This is a genomic window from Actinomadura luteofluorescens (genome assembly GCF_013409365.1).
Taxonomy (GTDB): domain Bacteria; phylum Actinomycetota; class Actinomycetes; order Streptosporangiales; family Streptosporangiaceae; genus Spirillospora; species Spirillospora luteofluorescens.
This window is the reverse complement of record NZ_JACCBA010000001.1, coordinates 8,867,661-8,881,428: the sequence shown is the minus strand read 5'-3', so window position 1 is coordinate 8,881,428 and position 13,768 is coordinate 8,867,661. Positions and strand designations below refer to the sequence as shown.

General features: G+C 74.1%; 15 protein-coding genes. 7 read left to right on the top strand and 8 right to left on the bottom strand.

Features of this window, described 5'->3' with window-relative positions:
* The first annotated feature begins 77 nt into the window (after nucleotides 1–77).
* Both BJY14_RS40955 and BJY14_RS40950 read left to right on the top strand, forming a co-directional pair.
* A complete protein-coding gene (locus tag BJY14_RS40955; RefSeq protein ID WP_179848503.1) occupies nucleotides 78–569 on the top strand; it encodes an NUDIX domain-containing protein in 492 nt (163 codons plus the stop codon).
* A 9-nt stretch (nucleotides 570–578) separates the two neighbouring features.
* A complete protein-coding gene (locus tag BJY14_RS40950; RefSeq protein ID WP_179848502.1) occupies nucleotides 579–1,523 on the top strand; it encodes a PfkB family carbohydrate kinase in 945 nt (314 codons plus the stop codon).
* On the opposite strand, the gene BJY14_RS40945 is transcribed toward BJY14_RS40950, so the two are convergent.
* Nucleotides 1,499–2,203 carry an HIT family protein gene (locus BJY14_RS40945; protein ID WP_179848501.1) on the bottom strand — a complete coding sequence of 235 codons (705 nt, stop codon included), beginning with the start codon at nucleotides 2,201–2,203 and terminating at the stop codon, nucleotides 1,499–1,501. The two genes, BJY14_RS40950 and BJY14_RS40945, sit on opposite strands and share 25 nt — an antisense overlap.
* A gap of 151 nt (nucleotides 2,204–2,354) precedes the next feature.
* On the opposite strand from BJY14_RS40945, the gene BJY14_RS40940 reads away from it, so the two are divergent.
* Nucleotides 2,355–3,743, top strand: coding sequence for a prenyltransferase/squalene oxidase repeat-containing protein (locus tag BJY14_RS40940; RefSeq protein ID WP_179848500.1), 1,389 nt, complete (start codon nucleotides 2,355–2,357; stop codon nucleotides 3,741–3,743).
* A 7-nt stretch (nucleotides 3,744–3,750) separates the two neighbouring features.
* On the opposite strand, the gene BJY14_RS40935 is transcribed toward BJY14_RS40940, so the two are convergent.
* From BJY14_RS40935 to BJY14_RS40905, 7 genes are all read right to left on the bottom strand, one after another.
* Nucleotides 3,751–4,584, bottom strand: a complete 834-nt coding sequence (locus BJY14_RS40935; protein ID WP_179848499.1) for a shikimate dehydrogenase — start codon at nucleotides 4,582–4,584, stop codon at nucleotides 3,751–3,753.
* A complete protein-coding gene (mltG, locus tag BJY14_RS40930) occupies nucleotides 4,581–5,741 on the bottom strand; it encodes an endolytic transglycosylase MltG (protein WP_179848498.1) in 1,161 nt (386 codons plus the stop codon). Before mltG ends, BJY14_RS40935 begins: the two co-directional genes overlap by 4 nt.
* Nucleotides 5,738–6,196, bottom strand: coding sequence for a Holliday junction resolvase RuvX (gene ruvX, locus BJY14_RS40925; protein ID WP_179848497.1), 459 nt, complete (start codon nucleotides 6,194–6,196; stop codon nucleotides 5,738–5,740). The genes mltG and ruvX overlap by 4 nt, the downstream gene beginning before the upstream one ends.
* A gap of 55 nt (nucleotides 6,197–6,251) precedes the next feature.
* Complete coding sequence (gene alaS, locus BJY14_RS40920) at nucleotides 6,252–8,921, bottom strand: alanine--tRNA ligase (protein ID WP_179848496.1); 2,670 nt, start codon at nucleotides 8,919–8,921, stop codon at nucleotides 6,252–6,254.
* Between the two features lies 1 nt (nucleotide 8,922).
* Complete coding sequence (locus tag BJY14_RS40915) at nucleotides 8,923–9,240, bottom strand: hypothetical protein (protein WP_179848495.1); 318 nt, start codon at nucleotides 9,238–9,240, stop codon at nucleotides 8,923–8,925.
* On the bottom strand, nucleotides 9,237–9,653 hold the full coding sequence (locus tag BJY14_RS40910) for a DUF948 domain-containing protein (protein ID WP_179848494.1): 417 nt from the start codon (nucleotides 9,651–9,653) through the stop codon (nucleotides 9,237–9,239). The genes BJY14_RS40915 and BJY14_RS40910 overlap by 4 nt, the downstream gene beginning before the upstream one ends.
* A gap of 105 nt (nucleotides 9,654–9,758) precedes the next feature.
* Nucleotides 9,759–11,066: a replication-associated recombination protein A gene (locus BJY14_RS40905; protein ID WP_179849951.1), complete on the bottom strand. Its 1,308-nt coding sequence runs from the start codon at nucleotides 11,064–11,066 to the stop codon at nucleotides 9,759–9,761.
* Nucleotides 11,067–11,314: 248 nt separating this feature from the next.
* On the opposite strand from BJY14_RS40905, the gene BJY14_RS40900 reads away from it, so the two are divergent.
* The 4 genes from BJY14_RS40900 to BJY14_RS40885 all read left to right on the top strand — a co-directional run bounded on the left by BJY14_RS40900 (nucleotide 11,315) and on the right by BJY14_RS40885 (nucleotide 13,754).
* Nucleotides 11,315–11,764: a hypothetical protein gene (locus tag BJY14_RS40900; RefSeq protein ID WP_179848493.1), complete on the top strand. Its 450-nt coding sequence runs from the start codon at nucleotides 11,315–11,317 to the stop codon at nucleotides 11,762–11,764.
* A 102-nt stretch (nucleotides 11,765–11,866) separates the two neighbouring features.
* Nucleotides 11,867–12,502, top strand: coding sequence for a thioredoxin-like domain-containing protein (locus BJY14_RS40895; protein WP_179848492.1), 636 nt, complete (start codon nucleotides 11,867–11,869; stop codon nucleotides 12,500–12,502).
* The gene (locus BJY14_RS40890; RefSeq protein WP_179848491.1) at nucleotides 12,499–13,125 is read left to right on the top strand and encodes a DUF305 domain-containing protein; all 627 of its coding nucleotides are present in this window, start codon (nucleotides 12,499–12,501) and stop codon (nucleotides 13,123–13,125) included. The genes BJY14_RS40895 and BJY14_RS40890 overlap by 4 nt, the downstream gene beginning before the upstream one ends.
* Before the next feature lie 65 nt (nucleotides 13,126–13,190).
* Nucleotides 13,191–13,754 carry a TIGR03086 family metal-binding protein gene (locus tag BJY14_RS40885; protein WP_179848490.1) on the top strand — a complete coding sequence of 188 codons (564 nt, stop codon included), beginning with the start codon at nucleotides 13,191–13,193 and terminating at the stop codon, nucleotides 13,752–13,754.
* The last annotated feature ends 14 nt before the right edge of the window (nucleotides 13,755–13,768 follow it).

Genomic DNA, 13,768 nt, shown 5'->3' with positions numbered 1-13,768 from the left:
CTCGGCGCGCGGACCTCGGGTTGTTACGGTGGAGCCGAGACGGCCCGGTGGGGCCGGCACCAGGGAGGTCTCCCGCGATGCCCTCGGTCGACGCCGGCGCCGCCGGCCCCCTCACCGCCGTGCCTCCGGTCCGGCTCCAGTTCGCGCAGAAGGCGTTCATCGTGTCCGGCGGGCGGCTGCTGCTGGTCCGCAAGGCCGCCTCCGACCCGTTCCACCCCGGCCGCTGGGAGGTGCCCGGCGGGCGGCTGGAGGAGGACGCCGACCTCGATCTCGACGACCACATCCGCCGCGAGGTCTGGGAGGAGGTCGGCCTGAAGATCGATCCGGGTCCGCCGTTCCACCTGTGGCAGTGGTTCATGCCCGACCGCGGCAACCCCGGCGGGCAGATCCGGGTGGTGGCGGCGGCGCGCCGCTGCCGGCCGGTGACCCTTGACGCCACCCTGGAGAACCAGGACGTCAGCGACCATCTGGACCGGTGCGCCTGGGTGCCGTTGCGCGAGGCCGGCGGGTACGACCTCATCCCGAGCCTGCGCCCGGTGATGCGGGCCTTCCTGCTTCCGGCCGGCTGAGCCCGGGTCATGGCGCCGTTCCGATCGCCCCTCGAATGGCCGGGCCTCGACGGCGCCGCCGAGCGCCGCCACTCGCTCTTCGTCATCGGGGACGCGGGGATCGAGGTGCGCGCGAGCCTGCCGGGCGTCCGCTTCGCGGAAATCGACGCCGACCGGCTCTGCTACGCACCCGCCCGTGCACTGACCGCGGGGACGGCGGTGAACCTCGCCCGCTGCGCGGTGGGCTACTTCCGCCGGGTCGAGGTGCTGGCCAGGGTCGGCGACGACGACTACACGGAGGCGATCCGCCGCGAGCTGTGCCGGATCGGCGCGGCCCACCGCCTGGTCGTCGAGCCCGGCGTCCCGAACGGCGTGTCGGTGATGCTGCGCGACGCCGCCGGCGGCGAAGAAGGCGGGCCCGGCGTCCGGCTGCTGGTCGTCCAGGACGAGCCGCCCGCCAGACGGCTCGCCGCGGCGGACGTGCGGGCGGCGGCGGCCGGGATCGAGGACGCCGACGTGCTGGCCGTGGACGGATACTCCCTGCTGGCCCCCGCCTCCCGGGAGGCTCTCCACGAGGCGGTCCGCACGGCGCGCGCGGCGGGCACGCGGGTGGTGTTCGACGTCGTCCCCCACGACATCGACGCGCGGCTTACGGCGTCCTGCGTGCTGCCCGTCCTGGAGCGGGCCGACCTGGTCGTCTCCGAGGCGCACACCCTCGCGCGCCTGCTCGGCCATGCGCCTCCGATCGGCGGGCGGGAACCGCGGGATCTGCTGCCTGTCCTCGACCGCGCCGTGTCCGGCGGCCCCCTGTGGCTGCTGCGGTTCGGCCCGACGTCCCTGGAACGGGTGCTCGTCCACCAGCGGGGACGGCCGCCGGAGGCGTACTCCACCGGCTATGCCCCCGGTACGCCGAGGGCGGGGTACGGGGACCGGCTGACCTCGTGCGAGCTCTACTGGTGGCTGTCGGGGGGCTGAACCGCGCCCGGCAGGGCGTCCGCCGCCGCCCGCATCGCCCGCAGCGTGCGCAGGAAGCGCCCCCGGCTGGCGGGCAGCCCGAAGGTCTCCTGCCAGCGCCAGGCCCGGCCCGCGCCGCCGGCCGCCACCGCCCAGCGCAGGAACTGGCTCCGCACACCGTCGCCCGGGTGGACGGTCGCGGCGCCGTCCTCCTCGATCAGCAGGTAGGAGCGGCCGGCGCGGTAGCGGGCCTGGAGGGTCGCGTGGTCGGCGGGAACGCCCGGGCGACCCTCCCGCTCCACGACCGCCCGCACCCCCGCCGTGCCCGGAAGGAAGTGCCAGTGCGCGTGGTCGACGCACGCGCCACCGCCCTGGGGGCTCGCCGGCCCGTGCTCGAACAGCAGCAGTCCGCCGAGACCGTACGCCTCCCGGTAGAGGCGGGCCACCCGGTCGCGCCATCGCATCGCGCGCTCCCACATCGGCCCGGGGAAGTCTCCGGCGCACTGGTGGTGCTCGCGCGTCACCAGCAGCAGGTGCCCCTCGGCGAGCGGCGCGACGTCCGGGATCAGGAAGAAGTCGCGGTCGCCGGCGATGACGCCCGACTCGCCGGGGAGCCCGGCCATGCCGTTGACGCGGAACCGCAGCGGGGGGCACAGGACGCAGTCGTGGCCGGGCTCGTCCCGGACGGTCGGCTCGGCCAAGCCACCTCCAACATCACGGAACGCGGGAGCGGTCCGCCTCCAGCGTGCCCGGTGCCGCACGCCCGCGCTCGCTGCGGCGGCGGATACAGACGCGGGACCGCGAGGTACAAATCCCGGCCCGCCGGGAACAACAAGAGCAGAAGGCAGAAACGTGAACCAGACACCCCCGCTCCCGTCCCCGGCGCCCCCCGCGCCCCGCGCCGTCCGCTCCGCCGCACGGCGGCGCGGCGCCCACGTCCCGGTCATCGACCTGGCCGTCCTCGACGCCCGCCTGAACGAGTCGCTGGACGTCCTGCGCGACACCTACGCCCCCGCCCTCGGCACCGGCGGAGGCTGGTACCACGAGCTCGCGCGCCCCGAACCCGGCACCACCGCCACCGCCGTCGGGCTGATGGCGTTCGCCGAGGCAGGGCGCGCCTTCGAGCACTTCGACGACGGCCTGGAACTCCTCGCCGCCCGGCAGACCCGGTCCGACGACCCGCTGCGCGACGGCGGCTGGGCCACCCAGACCAGCCTCGGCATGCCGGTGATCGAGGCGACCGGCTGGATCGCGCGGTTCCTCGCCCGCGCCCGCTGCGACCTGCGCGACGACGCCCCCGACCTGGAGCGCGCCTACCGGTGGCTGCTGTACAACCAGAACCCCGACGGCGGATGGGGCTCGCTGCACGGCTGCCCGTCCCGGGTGTGGCTGACGTGCCTGGCGCTCCGCGCGCTCAGCCAGCTCAACCCCTACGATCCCGCCGTCGACCGCGGCGTGGAGTGGCTGACGGCGGACCGGACCGCGCACCGTCCCGCCTGGGGCCCGACGCAGGCGTCCCGGCCCACCGTCACGCACACCGCGTTCGCGCTGGTGACGCTGGCCGAGGCGCGCCCCGGCCTGCGGACCGAGCGGCTGCTGGACGCCTACGACTGGCTGCTGGAACACCTCGACCCCGACGACGACCACACGTGGATCGAGACCTACGGCGTCTCGCCGCACACCGTGTCGGAGCGCGGCGCCGGACCGGAACCGGTGTGGCGGCTCGCCCTGTGGCACTACGGGCTGCCGATCGCGCTCACCGCGCTGCTGCGGGACCCGCGCGGACCGCAGGGAGCGACCGTCGCCCGAGCGTTCCGGACGCTGGTGCGCGGGGAGGTCGCCGACCCGCGCTGGAACGGCTACCCGGGCAGCGGGCGCACCTCGCTGTGGACGCTGTGGTGGCGGCTGGAGACGCTGGTCGCCCTGTCGCGGATCCCTCTCGCGGGGAACGCCGACGTCCTGCACTGGCTGCCGGACGCGCTGGTCGTGCAGCGCGCCCACGCCCGGGAGCGTCCGCTGGCCGAGATGCTCCCGCACCGCCGCCTCATCGACCCGGTCGGCCTGGCCCAGCGGCACTGGGCGGTGTTCCTGCTGAGCCTCGTGTGCGCCGGCAGCGCGCTCGGCGTCGCCGCGGGAACGTGGGGCTGGAAGGACTTCTGGCTCAGCGTGATCCTGCCCATCGTCCTCACCAGCATCGACGAGTCGGTGAAGCGGCGCCGCGCCCAGCGCGCCCCGCCCTGACCGAGGGTCAGGCCCGGCGGGCGAGTTCCGCCTCGCCCGCGGCGCGCATCGCCTCCACCGGCACGTCGTCGCGGCCGGTCATCAGGGCCACCTGCCGGACGGCCTGGTGCAGGAGCATCGCGAAACCGCTGACGACCGTGCCGCCCGCGCGCTGGACGGCCGCCGCGAGCGCCGTGGGCCACGGCGCGTACACGACGTCGAACAGGGCCGCGCCGGACTCGGCGACCGGCGCCGCGAACACGTCGGCGGCCCCGCCGGGGAGGGTCGACACGACGAGTTCCGCGGGCAGGTGCGCGGGTGCCTCGCCGAGCGGCACGACCCGGACCGCGAGCCCGAACCGCTCCCCCACCTCGGCCGCGCCGGCGGCGCGCTCCGGCGTCCGCACCGCGAGGACGGCCTCGCGCGTGCCGAGCCCGGCGAGGGCGGCCAGCGCGGACGCGGCCGTCGCGCCGCCGCCCAGCACCAGCGCCGCGGACGGGGCCTTCAGCCCCGCCTCGCCGAGCGCCGTCTCGATGCCGTACACGTCGGTGTTGTCACCGTGCCGCCGCCCGTCCCGCAGGACGATCGTGTTCGCGCCGCCGACCTTCGCCGCGAGGTCCGACACCGTGTCGACGAGGCCGAGCGCGACGCGTTTGAGCGGCATGGTCAGCGACAGCCCCGCCCATTCGGGCCCGAGCCCGTCCAGGAGCGCGGCCAGGCCGTCCTCGCCGCACTCGACCGCGTCGTAGGACCAGTCGTCCAGCCCCATCGCCGCGTACGCCGCCCGGTGCAGCACCGGCGACAGCGAATGGGCGATGGGCGACCCCAGCACCGCCGCGCGGCGGCCCGTCCTCTCGCTCATTGGCCCGGGTGCGCCTTCTGCCAGGCCCGGAACTCCTTCTCGATCGCCAGCCGCTCCTGCTCCGTCGTGGCGAACTTGGTGACCTTGTTCGTCGGGTCGGTGGCGATGAAGTACAGCCACGTCCCGTCCTCCGGGGACAGGGCCGCCTCGATCGCGTCCGGCCCGGGGTTGGAGATCGGGCCGGGCGGCAGGCCCGCGTGCAGGTAGGTGTTGTAGGGCGAGGGGGTCTGCAGGTCCTTCTCCGTGACGGTGAGCCGCCGCTCGTTCAACGCGTACAGGACCGTGGTGTCGAACTGCAGCTTCATGCCCTTGTCCACCCGGTTGTAGATGACGCGGGAGATCTTCGGCAGGTCGCTGGGCTTGCCGCCCTCGGCCTGGACCAGGCTGGCGAGCGTGATGACCGTCGCCGGGTTCATGTGCGCCTTGCGCGCCTCGGCGACCAGGTCGACGCTGGCGGCCTCCTTGGTGTACCGCCCCACCATCTCCTTGAGGATCTGCTCCGCCGAGCCGTTCGGGTCGAGGTCGTAGCGCCCCGGGTACAGGTAACCCTCGACCTTGCCCCGCGCGTAGGAGGGCAGCCCTAGGTTCTTCGGGCGCTTCGCCACCGCCTGGAACTCCTTGACGGAGATGCCGGTCTTCTTCGCCAGCAGCTCGAAGACCTCGACGGCACGCCGCCCCTCGGGGATCACGACCTGGTTGCCGGCCCGCGACTTCGGGTCGAGCAGCAGCGCCACCGCGGCGGCCGAGGACATCTCCAGCCGCATCTGGTAGAACCCCGGCTGGATGCTGGAGGCGCGGGTCTCCTTGTTGTAGGTCTTCACGAAGGCCTCGGAGCTCTTGACGACCCGGTGCTGCTTCAGCGTCGTGCCGATCACCGACCCGGTCGCGCCGTCCTTGATCTGGACGGTGACCTTGCCGGAGCCCGCGCCCTCGTAGTCCGGCGGGTGCCACTTGTTGTCGAGCCACGCGTACCCGAGGACGCCTCCGGTGCCGAACACCGCCACGAGGAACGCCATCGCGAACAGCGCGGCGGCGCGCCCGCTGCGCCGGCGGCGCTTCTGGCGCTTGCGCCGGCGCCGCTGGTCACGCCGGCCGTAGGTCTCCTCTGACGGAGGCCCGTCGCCGTACGGGTCGGAGAAAAGGTCCAAGTCGTTCATGAGCTCCCCTGGACGATCTCACCCGGGGGGCGTCCGGTCGACCGTTCGGCGTCGAGGACCGCCTGGAGCAGCACCGCCGCGGCGGCCTGGTCGACCACCTTGCGCCGCGCCTGGCCGTGCACGCCGCCGGCCCGCAGGCCGCTCTCGGCGGTGACGGTGGTGAGGCGCTCGTCGTGCAGCCGCACCGTCTCCGGGGGAAGGCGGTCGGCGAGCCTCGCCGCGAACCTGCGGGCCGACTGCGCCGCCGGCCCCTCCCGGCCCGACAGCGAGGTGGGGAGGCCGACGACGACCTCGATCGCCTCGTGCTCGGCGACGAGGTCCACGAGCCGGTCGACGTCGCCTTTGCCGCTCTTCACCGTCTCCAGGGGGGACGCCAGGATCCCGCCGGGATCGCATCGCGCGACCCCGACCCGCACGCTTCCCACATCGACCCCGAGCCTGACGCCCGTCCTCATGGGCTCGCCTCCGCTCGGAGGTGAGGCTCGCTTCTGCTGCCCCGTCGTGCCGGACTCACGCGGCCCCTACCGCCTGCTCGACGGCGGCGAGGGCATCGCCGATCGCGGCGGGGTTGGCGCCGCCCCCCTGGGCCAGGTCGTCCTTGCCGCCGCCGCCTCCGCCGAGCGCCTTGGCGGCCAGGCCGACGAGCGCGCCCGCCTTGAGGCCGCGGTCGCGCGCGCCCTGGGTGACGGCGATGACCACGACGGGACGGTCCTTCGGCATGCCGGCGACCATCACGACCGCGGGGCGCGAGGTGAGGCGGCCGCGGATGTCGACGGCGAGCTTGCGGAGGTCGTCGGCGCCGGTGCCGTCGGGGGCGCGGTGCCCCACGAACGCGGTGCCGCCCACGTCCTTGGCGCCCTCGGCGAGGGACCCGGCGATCGCGAGGACCTGCTGGGAGCGCAGCTTCTCCAGCTCCCGCTCCGCGTCCCGCAGCCGGGCGACCACGCCGGAGACGCGCTCGGGGAGCTCCTCCTTGCGGGTCTTCATCTGCTCGGCGAGCTGCGCCACGAGGACGCTCTCGCGGGCCAGGAAGCGGAAGGCGTCGATGCCGACGAGCGCCTCGACGCGCCGGACGCCGGCGCCGATCGACGACTCGCCCAGCACCTTGACCAGGCCGAGCTGCCCACTGCGGGCGACGTGGGTGCCGCCGCACAGCTCGCGGGAGTAGTCGCCGACCTCGACGACCCGGACCTCGTCGCCGTACTTCTCGCCGAACAGCGCGAGCGCGCCCATCGCGCGGGCCTCGTCGATCGAGGTGTGGAAGGCGCGCACGTCCAGGTCGCCGACCAGGACCTCGTTGACCTCGTCCTCGACGTCGCGCAGCACGCTGGCGGGGACGGCGCCGGACGCGGTGAAGTCGAACCGGAACCGGCCGGGCGAGTTCTCCGACCCGGCCTGCGCGGCGGACTCGCCGAGGGCGCGGCGGAACCCGGCGTGCACCATGTGCGTCGCGGTGTGCGAGCGGGAGATCGCCCGGCGCCGCTCCACGTCGACCTCGGCGTAGGCGGTGTCGCCGGCCTGCGCCTCGCCGCTGCGGACGCGCCCGCGGTGCACGACGAGCCCGGCGAGGGGCGCCTGCACGTCGGTCACCTCGACCACGGCGCCGTTGCCGAACCTGATCAGGCCGTGGTCGGCGAGCTGGCCGCCGCCCTCGGCGTAGAACGGGGTGCGGTCGAGGACGACCTCGACCTCGGCGCCCTCCCCGGCGGCGGGCGCGTTGGCGCCGTTCACCAGCAGCCCCACGAGGCGGGCGTCGCCGGCGAGGCTGCCGTAGCCGGTGAAGTCGACCCTGCCGCCGGCGCCGGTGAGCAGCTCGTCCAGGACGGACACGTCGAGGTTGCCGGTCTTCTTGTCGCGGGCGTCCTTCTTCGCGCGGTCCCGCTGCTCCTTCATGAGCCGGCGGAAACCCTCCTCGTCGACCTGGAGGCCCTGCTCGGACGCCATCTCCAGGGTGAGGTCGATCGGGAAGCCGTAGGTGTCGTGCAGCTTGAACGCCTGGTCGCCCGCCAGGGTCGCGCCGCCGGAGCGCTTGGTGTCCGCGACGGCGGTGTCGAAGATCGTGGTGCCGGTGCGCAGCGTCTGGAGGAAGGAGTCCTCCTCCGCGTCGATGACGGTGTGGATGTTCGCGGCGGTGCGCACCAGCTCCGGGTACTGCTCGCCCATCGCCTGGATCGCGACGGCGGTCAGCTCGTGCATGAGCCCGGCGTCCTGCCCGCCGAGCAGGCGCAGGTTGCGGATGGAGCGGCGCAGGATGCGGCGCAGCACGTAGCCGCGGCCCTCGTTGCCGGGGCGGATGCCGTCGGCGACCATCATCGTGCCGCTGCGGACGTGGTCGGCGACGACGCGCAGCGACACGTCCGCGCGGTGGTCGCGGCCGTAGGCGGTGCCGGTCAGCCCTGCGGCGCGGTCGAGGACCCGCCAGAGGGTGTCGGTCTCGTAGATGTTGTCGACGCCCTGCAGGATCGCCGCCATGCGCTCCAGGCCCATGCCGGTGTCGATGTTCTTGGCCGGCAGGTCGCCGAGGATCGGGAAGTCGGTCTTGCTCTCCCCGGGGCCCCGCTCGAACTGCATGAAGACGAGGTTCCAGACCTCCAGGTAGCGGTCCTCGTCGGCGACGGGACCGCCCTCGCGGCCGTACTCGGGGCCGCGGTCGTAGTAGATCTCCGAGCAGGGGCCGCACGGGCCGGGCACGCCCATCGACCAGAAGTTGTCCTCCATGCCGCGCCGCTGGATGCGGTCGAGGGGGACACCGACCTTGTCGTGCCAGATGTTCTGGGCCTCGTCGTCGTCCTTGAAGACGGTGACCCACAGCCGGTCCTCGGGGAACCCGAAGCCGCCCTCGTCCCGCGACCGGGTCAGCAGCTCCCAGGCGAACGGGATCGCCTGCTCCTTGAAGTAGTCGCCGATGGAGAAGTTGCCCAGCATCTGGAAGAAGGTGGCGTGCCGGGTGGTCTTGCCGACCTCCTCGATGTCGGGCGTGCGCACGCATTTCTGCGCGCTCGTCATCCGCTGGGACGGCGGGGTGCGCTGGCCGAGGAAGTACGGCTTGAAGGGGACCATGCCGGCGTTGACCAGAAGCAGGGTCGGGTCCTCGGCGACCAGGCTGGCCGAGGGCACCACCGTGTGCCCGCGCTCCTCGAAGAACCCGAGGAAGCGGCGTGCGACCTCTGCCGACTCCATATCAGTGGCCATCCTTGTCGTTCTCGATGATCGTGTATCTCGCCTTGAGCACGCGGCGGGCCGGCGGCCCCCCGTCCGGCGGGGCCTGGTCCATGCGGACGGCCTCGCGCAGCTCCTCCTCACGGGCCCGCATCTCGGTACGGACGTCGGAGGCGAAAAGCCTCAACCGCTCGCCGGCGTCCTGCCCGGTCGACACCGCCCGCGCCGCGACGCTCTCGGGCGACAGGGCGCGCGCGAAGCGCTCCACGCGCCGCTTGACGCGGTGCGTGGCGTAGACCCCGGCGCCGGCGCCGACCGAGAGCCAGAACAGCCGCCTCATCTGCGCCCCCTGCCCGGGGAGCGGGCCGGCAGCTCCGGACGTCCGGACGCGGCGCGCTCCTCCCCGTCGCGGTTGCCGAGGGCCTTGCGGACGCCGTAGGAGAAGGCGGCGGCCTTCACCAGCGGCCCGCCGACCACCGAGGTCATCACGGTGGTCACGGCCGAGACGTTCTGGGTGACGCCGGCGACCTGCTTGGTGATGACGTCGGTCCGGCCGAGCTGCTCGTTGGCGCGCTTCACCGTCCGGGTCATGTCGTCCATCAGCGGGCCGGCCTGCTCGCCGATGTCGTGGACGAGATCGCTGGCCTCGCCGAGGAGCTTGGAGAGCTTCAGCAGGGTGAGCGCGATGAACGAGACGAGCACCGCCCAGAACACGGCCACGATGAGGCCTGCTAGCTGTCCACCAGTAAGCATCAGGGCTTTCCGTTCGCGTGAGGCCGGCACGGGGCCGGGCATGGCCTGACAGACCTTACCGGTCCACCGCGCCGCTTGGCGGGAGCACCGGGCGGCGAAGAACGATCATCGCCGGTCCGCGGCGCCGCGCAGGACGGAGCGGATCCGCGCGAGCACCTCGGTGAACCGGGCTTCCGCGCCGTGCCTGGTCGGGCGATAGTACTCCCGTCCGTCGACCGCGTCGGGCGCGTACTGCTGGCGGACCACGCCGCCGGGGTGGTCGTGCGCGTACTTGTAGCCCTGCCCGTGCCCGATCTTCGCGGCGCCCTTGTAGTGGGCGTCGCGCAGGTGCCCCGGGACGGGCCCGGCGAGCCCCTTGCGGACGTCGCCGAGCGCGCCGTCCACCGCCGTGATCACCGCGTTGGACTTCGGCGCGAGGGAGAGGTGGATCACCGCCTGGGCCAGGTTGATGCGGGCCTCGGGCAGGCCGACGAACTCCACCGCCTGCGCGGCGGCGACCGCGGTCTGCAGGGCGGTCGGGTCGGCCATGCCGACGTCCTCGCTGGCGTGCACGATCAGCCGCCGGGCGATGAACCGGGCGTCCTCGCCGGCCTCGATCATGCGGGCGAGGTAGTGCAGCGCCGCGTCGACGTCGCTGCCGCGGATGCTCTTGATGAACGCGCTGATGACGTCGTAGTGCTGGTCGCCCTCACGGTCGTAGCGGACGGCGGCCCGGTCGACGGCCCTCTCCAGCACGTCCGCGTCGATCGCGCCGCCGTCGTCGACGACGAGCGCGGCGGCCTCCAGGTAGGTGAGGGTGCGGCGGGCGTCGCCGCCGGCCAGCCGGATGAGGTGGTCCTCCGCGGCGGGGTCGAGGGTGACCGCCCCGTTCAGCCCGCGCTCCTCGGCGAGGGCGCGGCGGATCACCTCGCGCAGGTCGTCCTCGCCGAGCGGCTCCAGGGTGAGCAGCAGGGAGCGCGACAGCAGCGGGCTGATGACGGAGAAGAACGGGTTCTCGGTGGTGGCGCCGATGAAGGACACCCAGCGGTTCTCCACGGCGGGCAGCAGGGCGTCCTGCTGGGCCTTGTTGAAGCGGTGCACCTCGTCGACGAACAGGACCGTCTGCCGGCCCGTCATGCCGAGCTCGCGGCGCGCCAGGTCGATCTCGGCGCGGACGCGCTTGACGCCGTCGCTGACCGCGGAGACCTCCACGAAGCGGCGGGAGGTGACGTGGCTGACGACGGTGGCGAGGGTGGTCTTGCCCGTTCCGGGCGGGCCCCACAGCACGAGCGACATGGGCACGTCACGGTCGACGAGCTGCCGGATCGGCGTGCCCGGGCCGAGCAGGTGGCCCTGCCCGACGACCTCGTCGAGGGCGCGGGGCCGCATCCGGACGGCGAGGGGCTGCTCCGCGCCGCCCCGGGCCGGCGCCATCGGCGGCGAGGCCCGCACGTCCGCCGGGACCGCCCCGTCCCGCTCCGGAGCGTCGAAAAGGCCCTCCGGCTCGCCCGATTCCGCCCTGCTGGTCACGCTCCGACACTATCTCGCGGCGCGGACGGTCCCGGACGGTCCCGCAGCTCCACGGCGGGCGGCCGCGCGGTTCTCCGAAGGGCGGCGGGCGGGAACCCGGAGGGCGGCTGCGGCGTTGGAACAGCCCGGAAGACGCGATCAGGAGCGTGACGGTGTCCGGTACGGCCCCCCGTCGACGCCACGGGCCGGCAGGGCTGCTCGTGGCGCTCTTCGCCGTGGGCGGGCTGGTGTTCAGCTACGGGCTGGGCCACGCTCCCCCGCCGCGCGTGTGCACCCAGCACGCCGTGAGCGTTCCCGTCGGCGCCCTCTCGGCGTCCACCGGCCACGAGCAGCCGGGCGCCGGGGCCGGGACGCTCCACGGCCCTCACGGCCCCGCAGAGGGCGTGTCGGCCGTCTCCCCGCTGAGGCTGCCCGCGCACGCCCCCATGGACGTGTGCCTGTGCCTGGCCGTCCTGTTCACCCTGGTCCTGCTGGGCTTGGCCGCCGTGCTGCGCCGGCCTTTCTCCCGCCTGCCCGCGCGCATCGGCTGGGCGTTCGCCCCGCCGCCCTGCACCCGGATCGTCCCCGCGTCGCCGCCCTCCCTCCAGGTCCTCCGGCTGTAGACGGACCGGCCCTTCGGCCGTTCGCCCGCCCGCATCGTGCCTTCGCCGGTGCGGCGCGGCCCTGTCCGTTCTGACCTACAGCACCCCTGAGAGGACGCCCGCATGTCCAAGAGCGCCCGTAACAAGAACGCGCATCACCAGAACGCGCGCGGCAAGACCGCCACGAAGAACGCGCTGACGCAGCGCGAGGTCCCGTGGGGAGGCATCGTGTTCTTCGCGGTGATCGGCCTGGTGGCGGTCGTCGCCATCGGTTTCACGTTCATGCAGACCAGGTCGTCGTCCGCCGACGGCTCCTCCTCCATCCGCGGCCTGGTGACCAAGGACGGGCTCGGCCGCGGCCACGTCGGCGGCAGCGTCAAGTACGACACCGATCCGCCCATGGGCGGCGACCACAACCCCGTCTGGCAGAACTGCGACGGCCGCGTCTACGAGACGCCGCTGCTGAACGAGCACGCCGTCCACTCGCTGGAGCACGGCGCCGTCTGGATCACCTACCGGCCCGGCCTCCCCGCGGACCAGCTCGACGCGCTCAAGGGGAACGTCTCCGCGACCGACTACACGCTGCTCAGCCCCTACCCGGACCAGGACTCGCCGGTCACGCTCACCGCGTGGGGCAGGCAGGTGAAGCTCCAGCAGGCCACCGACACCCGGGTGGACCAGTTCCTGCGGGCCTTCGTGAAGGGCCCGCAGACCCCCGAGCCGGGCGCGGCCTGCTCCGGCGGCAAGGACGCCCCGTGAGCGAGGCCCCCGCGGCGCCGCGGGGGCGGCGTGTCACCGTCGTCCTCGCGGCCCTGGTCCTGCTCGCGGGCGCCGTCCTGGTCGCGCTCGCCGTCTTCCGCTCGGAGCGGCCCGGCACGGACGGCCCCGAAGCCGGGTTCGCCCGCGACATGAGCGTGCACCACGCGCAGGCGGTGCGGATGTCGTTCATCGTCAGGGACCGCACGGACGATCCCGAGACCCGGCTGCTGGCCTACGACATCATCAACACCCAGTCCGCCCAGATCGGCATGATGACGGCCTGGCTGGACGAGTGGGGCGTGCCCAAGGCCGACCCGTCCGGCCGCATGCGCTGGATGTCCGGGCACGGCGGCCACCGGGGCGGCGCGGCCGCCATGCCGGGCATGGCGACCCGCGGACAGCTCGCCGACCTGGAGAAGGCGTCCGGCCGCGCCGCCGAAATGCTGTTCCTGAAGCTGATGGTCGCGCACCACCGGGGCGGAGTGGGCATGGCGCGGGCGGTGCTGGAGCGCACCGGGCACGACCGGGTGCGGCGGCTGGCCCGCACGATGGCGGAAGGGCAGCAGGCGGAGATCACGCAGATGAACGCGATGCTCCGGCAGCGCGGCTCCCCCGCCGCGTGAGCCGGGACCCGCGACCTTCGCGATAGCGCTTGACAGGGCCGCCGGATCGCGCGTCACTGACCACCATGGCTCACAACCTCAGCGGCTACCACCGGGCCCTCGACCTCTTCGAGGGCCTGGTGGCCGGCGTCGCCCGCGACGGGTGGGACGTGCCTTCGCCCTGCGCGGGGTGGACCGCCCGGGACGTCGCCGGCCACGTGACCGGCGGCCAGTTCCTGGTCCGGGCGCTGGCCTCGGGAGAGCCCGAGCCCGACGTCAACGCCGACCCCGCGCGGTTCGTCGCGGGCGACGTCCTGATGAGCTGGCGGGCGGCCCGCAAGGAGTGCGCGGCGGCCCTCACCCCCGACGCGCTCGGCCGGCCCATCCCGTTCGACGGGCTGGGCGAGCTGCCGCTGGGCGACTTCCTGGAGGGCTACATCCTGGAGCCGCTGGTGCACGCCTGGGACCTGGCCCGGGCGACGGGCCAGCCGTCGCGCCTCGACCCGGACCTCGTCCACCACGCGTTCGCCACGGCCCAGGTGGTCGCCGCGTCGCTGCGGAGCGAGGGACACCTGGCGCCGCCCCTGCCCGCCCCGCGCGGGGCGGACGAGCAGACGCGCATGCTCGCCTTCCTGGGCCGCACGGCCTAGGAAGGCGGCGAGAG

Excerpts from the sequence above, each read along its gene's own strand:
- BJY14_RS40955 (WP_179848503.1), top strand. The coding sequence starts at position 78 with ATGCCCTCGGTCGACGCCGGCGCCGCCGGCCCCCTCACCGCCGTGCCT.
- BJY14_RS40950 (WP_179848502.1), top strand. The coding sequence starts at position 579 with ATGGCGCCGTTCCGATCGCCCCTCGAATGGCCGGGCCTCGACGGCGCC.
- BJY14_RS40935 (WP_179848499.1), bottom strand. The coding sequence starts at position 4,584 with ATGAGCGAGAGGACGGGCCGCCGCGCGGCGGTGCTGGGGTCGCCCATC.
- mltG (WP_179848498.1), bottom strand. The coding sequence starts at position 5,741 with ATGAACGACTTGGACCTTTTCTCCGACCCGTACGGCGACGGGCCTCCG.
- ruvX (WP_179848497.1), bottom strand. The coding sequence starts at position 6,196 with ATGAGGACGGGCGTCAGGCTCGGGGTCGATGTGGGAAGCGTGCGGGTC.
- alaS (WP_179848496.1), bottom strand. The coding sequence starts at position 8,921 with ATGGAGTCGGCAGAGGTCGCACGCCGCTTCCTCGGGTTCTTCGAGGAG.
- BJY14_RS40915 (WP_179848495.1), bottom strand. The coding sequence starts at position 9,240 with ATGAGGCGGCTGTTCTGGCTCTCGGTCGGCGCCGGCGCCGGGGTCTAC.
- BJY14_RS40910 (WP_179848494.1), bottom strand. The coding sequence starts at position 9,653 with ATGCTTACTGGTGGACAGCTAGCAGGCCTCATCGTGGCCGTGTTCTGG.
- BJY14_RS40905 (WP_179849951.1), bottom strand. The coding sequence starts at position 11,066 with ATGGCGCCGGCCCGGGGCGGCGCGGAGCAGCCCCTCGCCGTCCGGATG.
- BJY14_RS40895 (WP_179848492.1), top strand. The coding sequence starts at position 11,867 with ATGTCCAAGAGCGCCCGTAACAAGAACGCGCATCACCAGAACGCGCGC.
- BJY14_RS40885 (WP_179848490.1), top strand. The coding sequence starts at position 13,191 with ATGGCTCACAACCTCAGCGGCTACCACCGGGCCCTCGACCTCTTCGAG.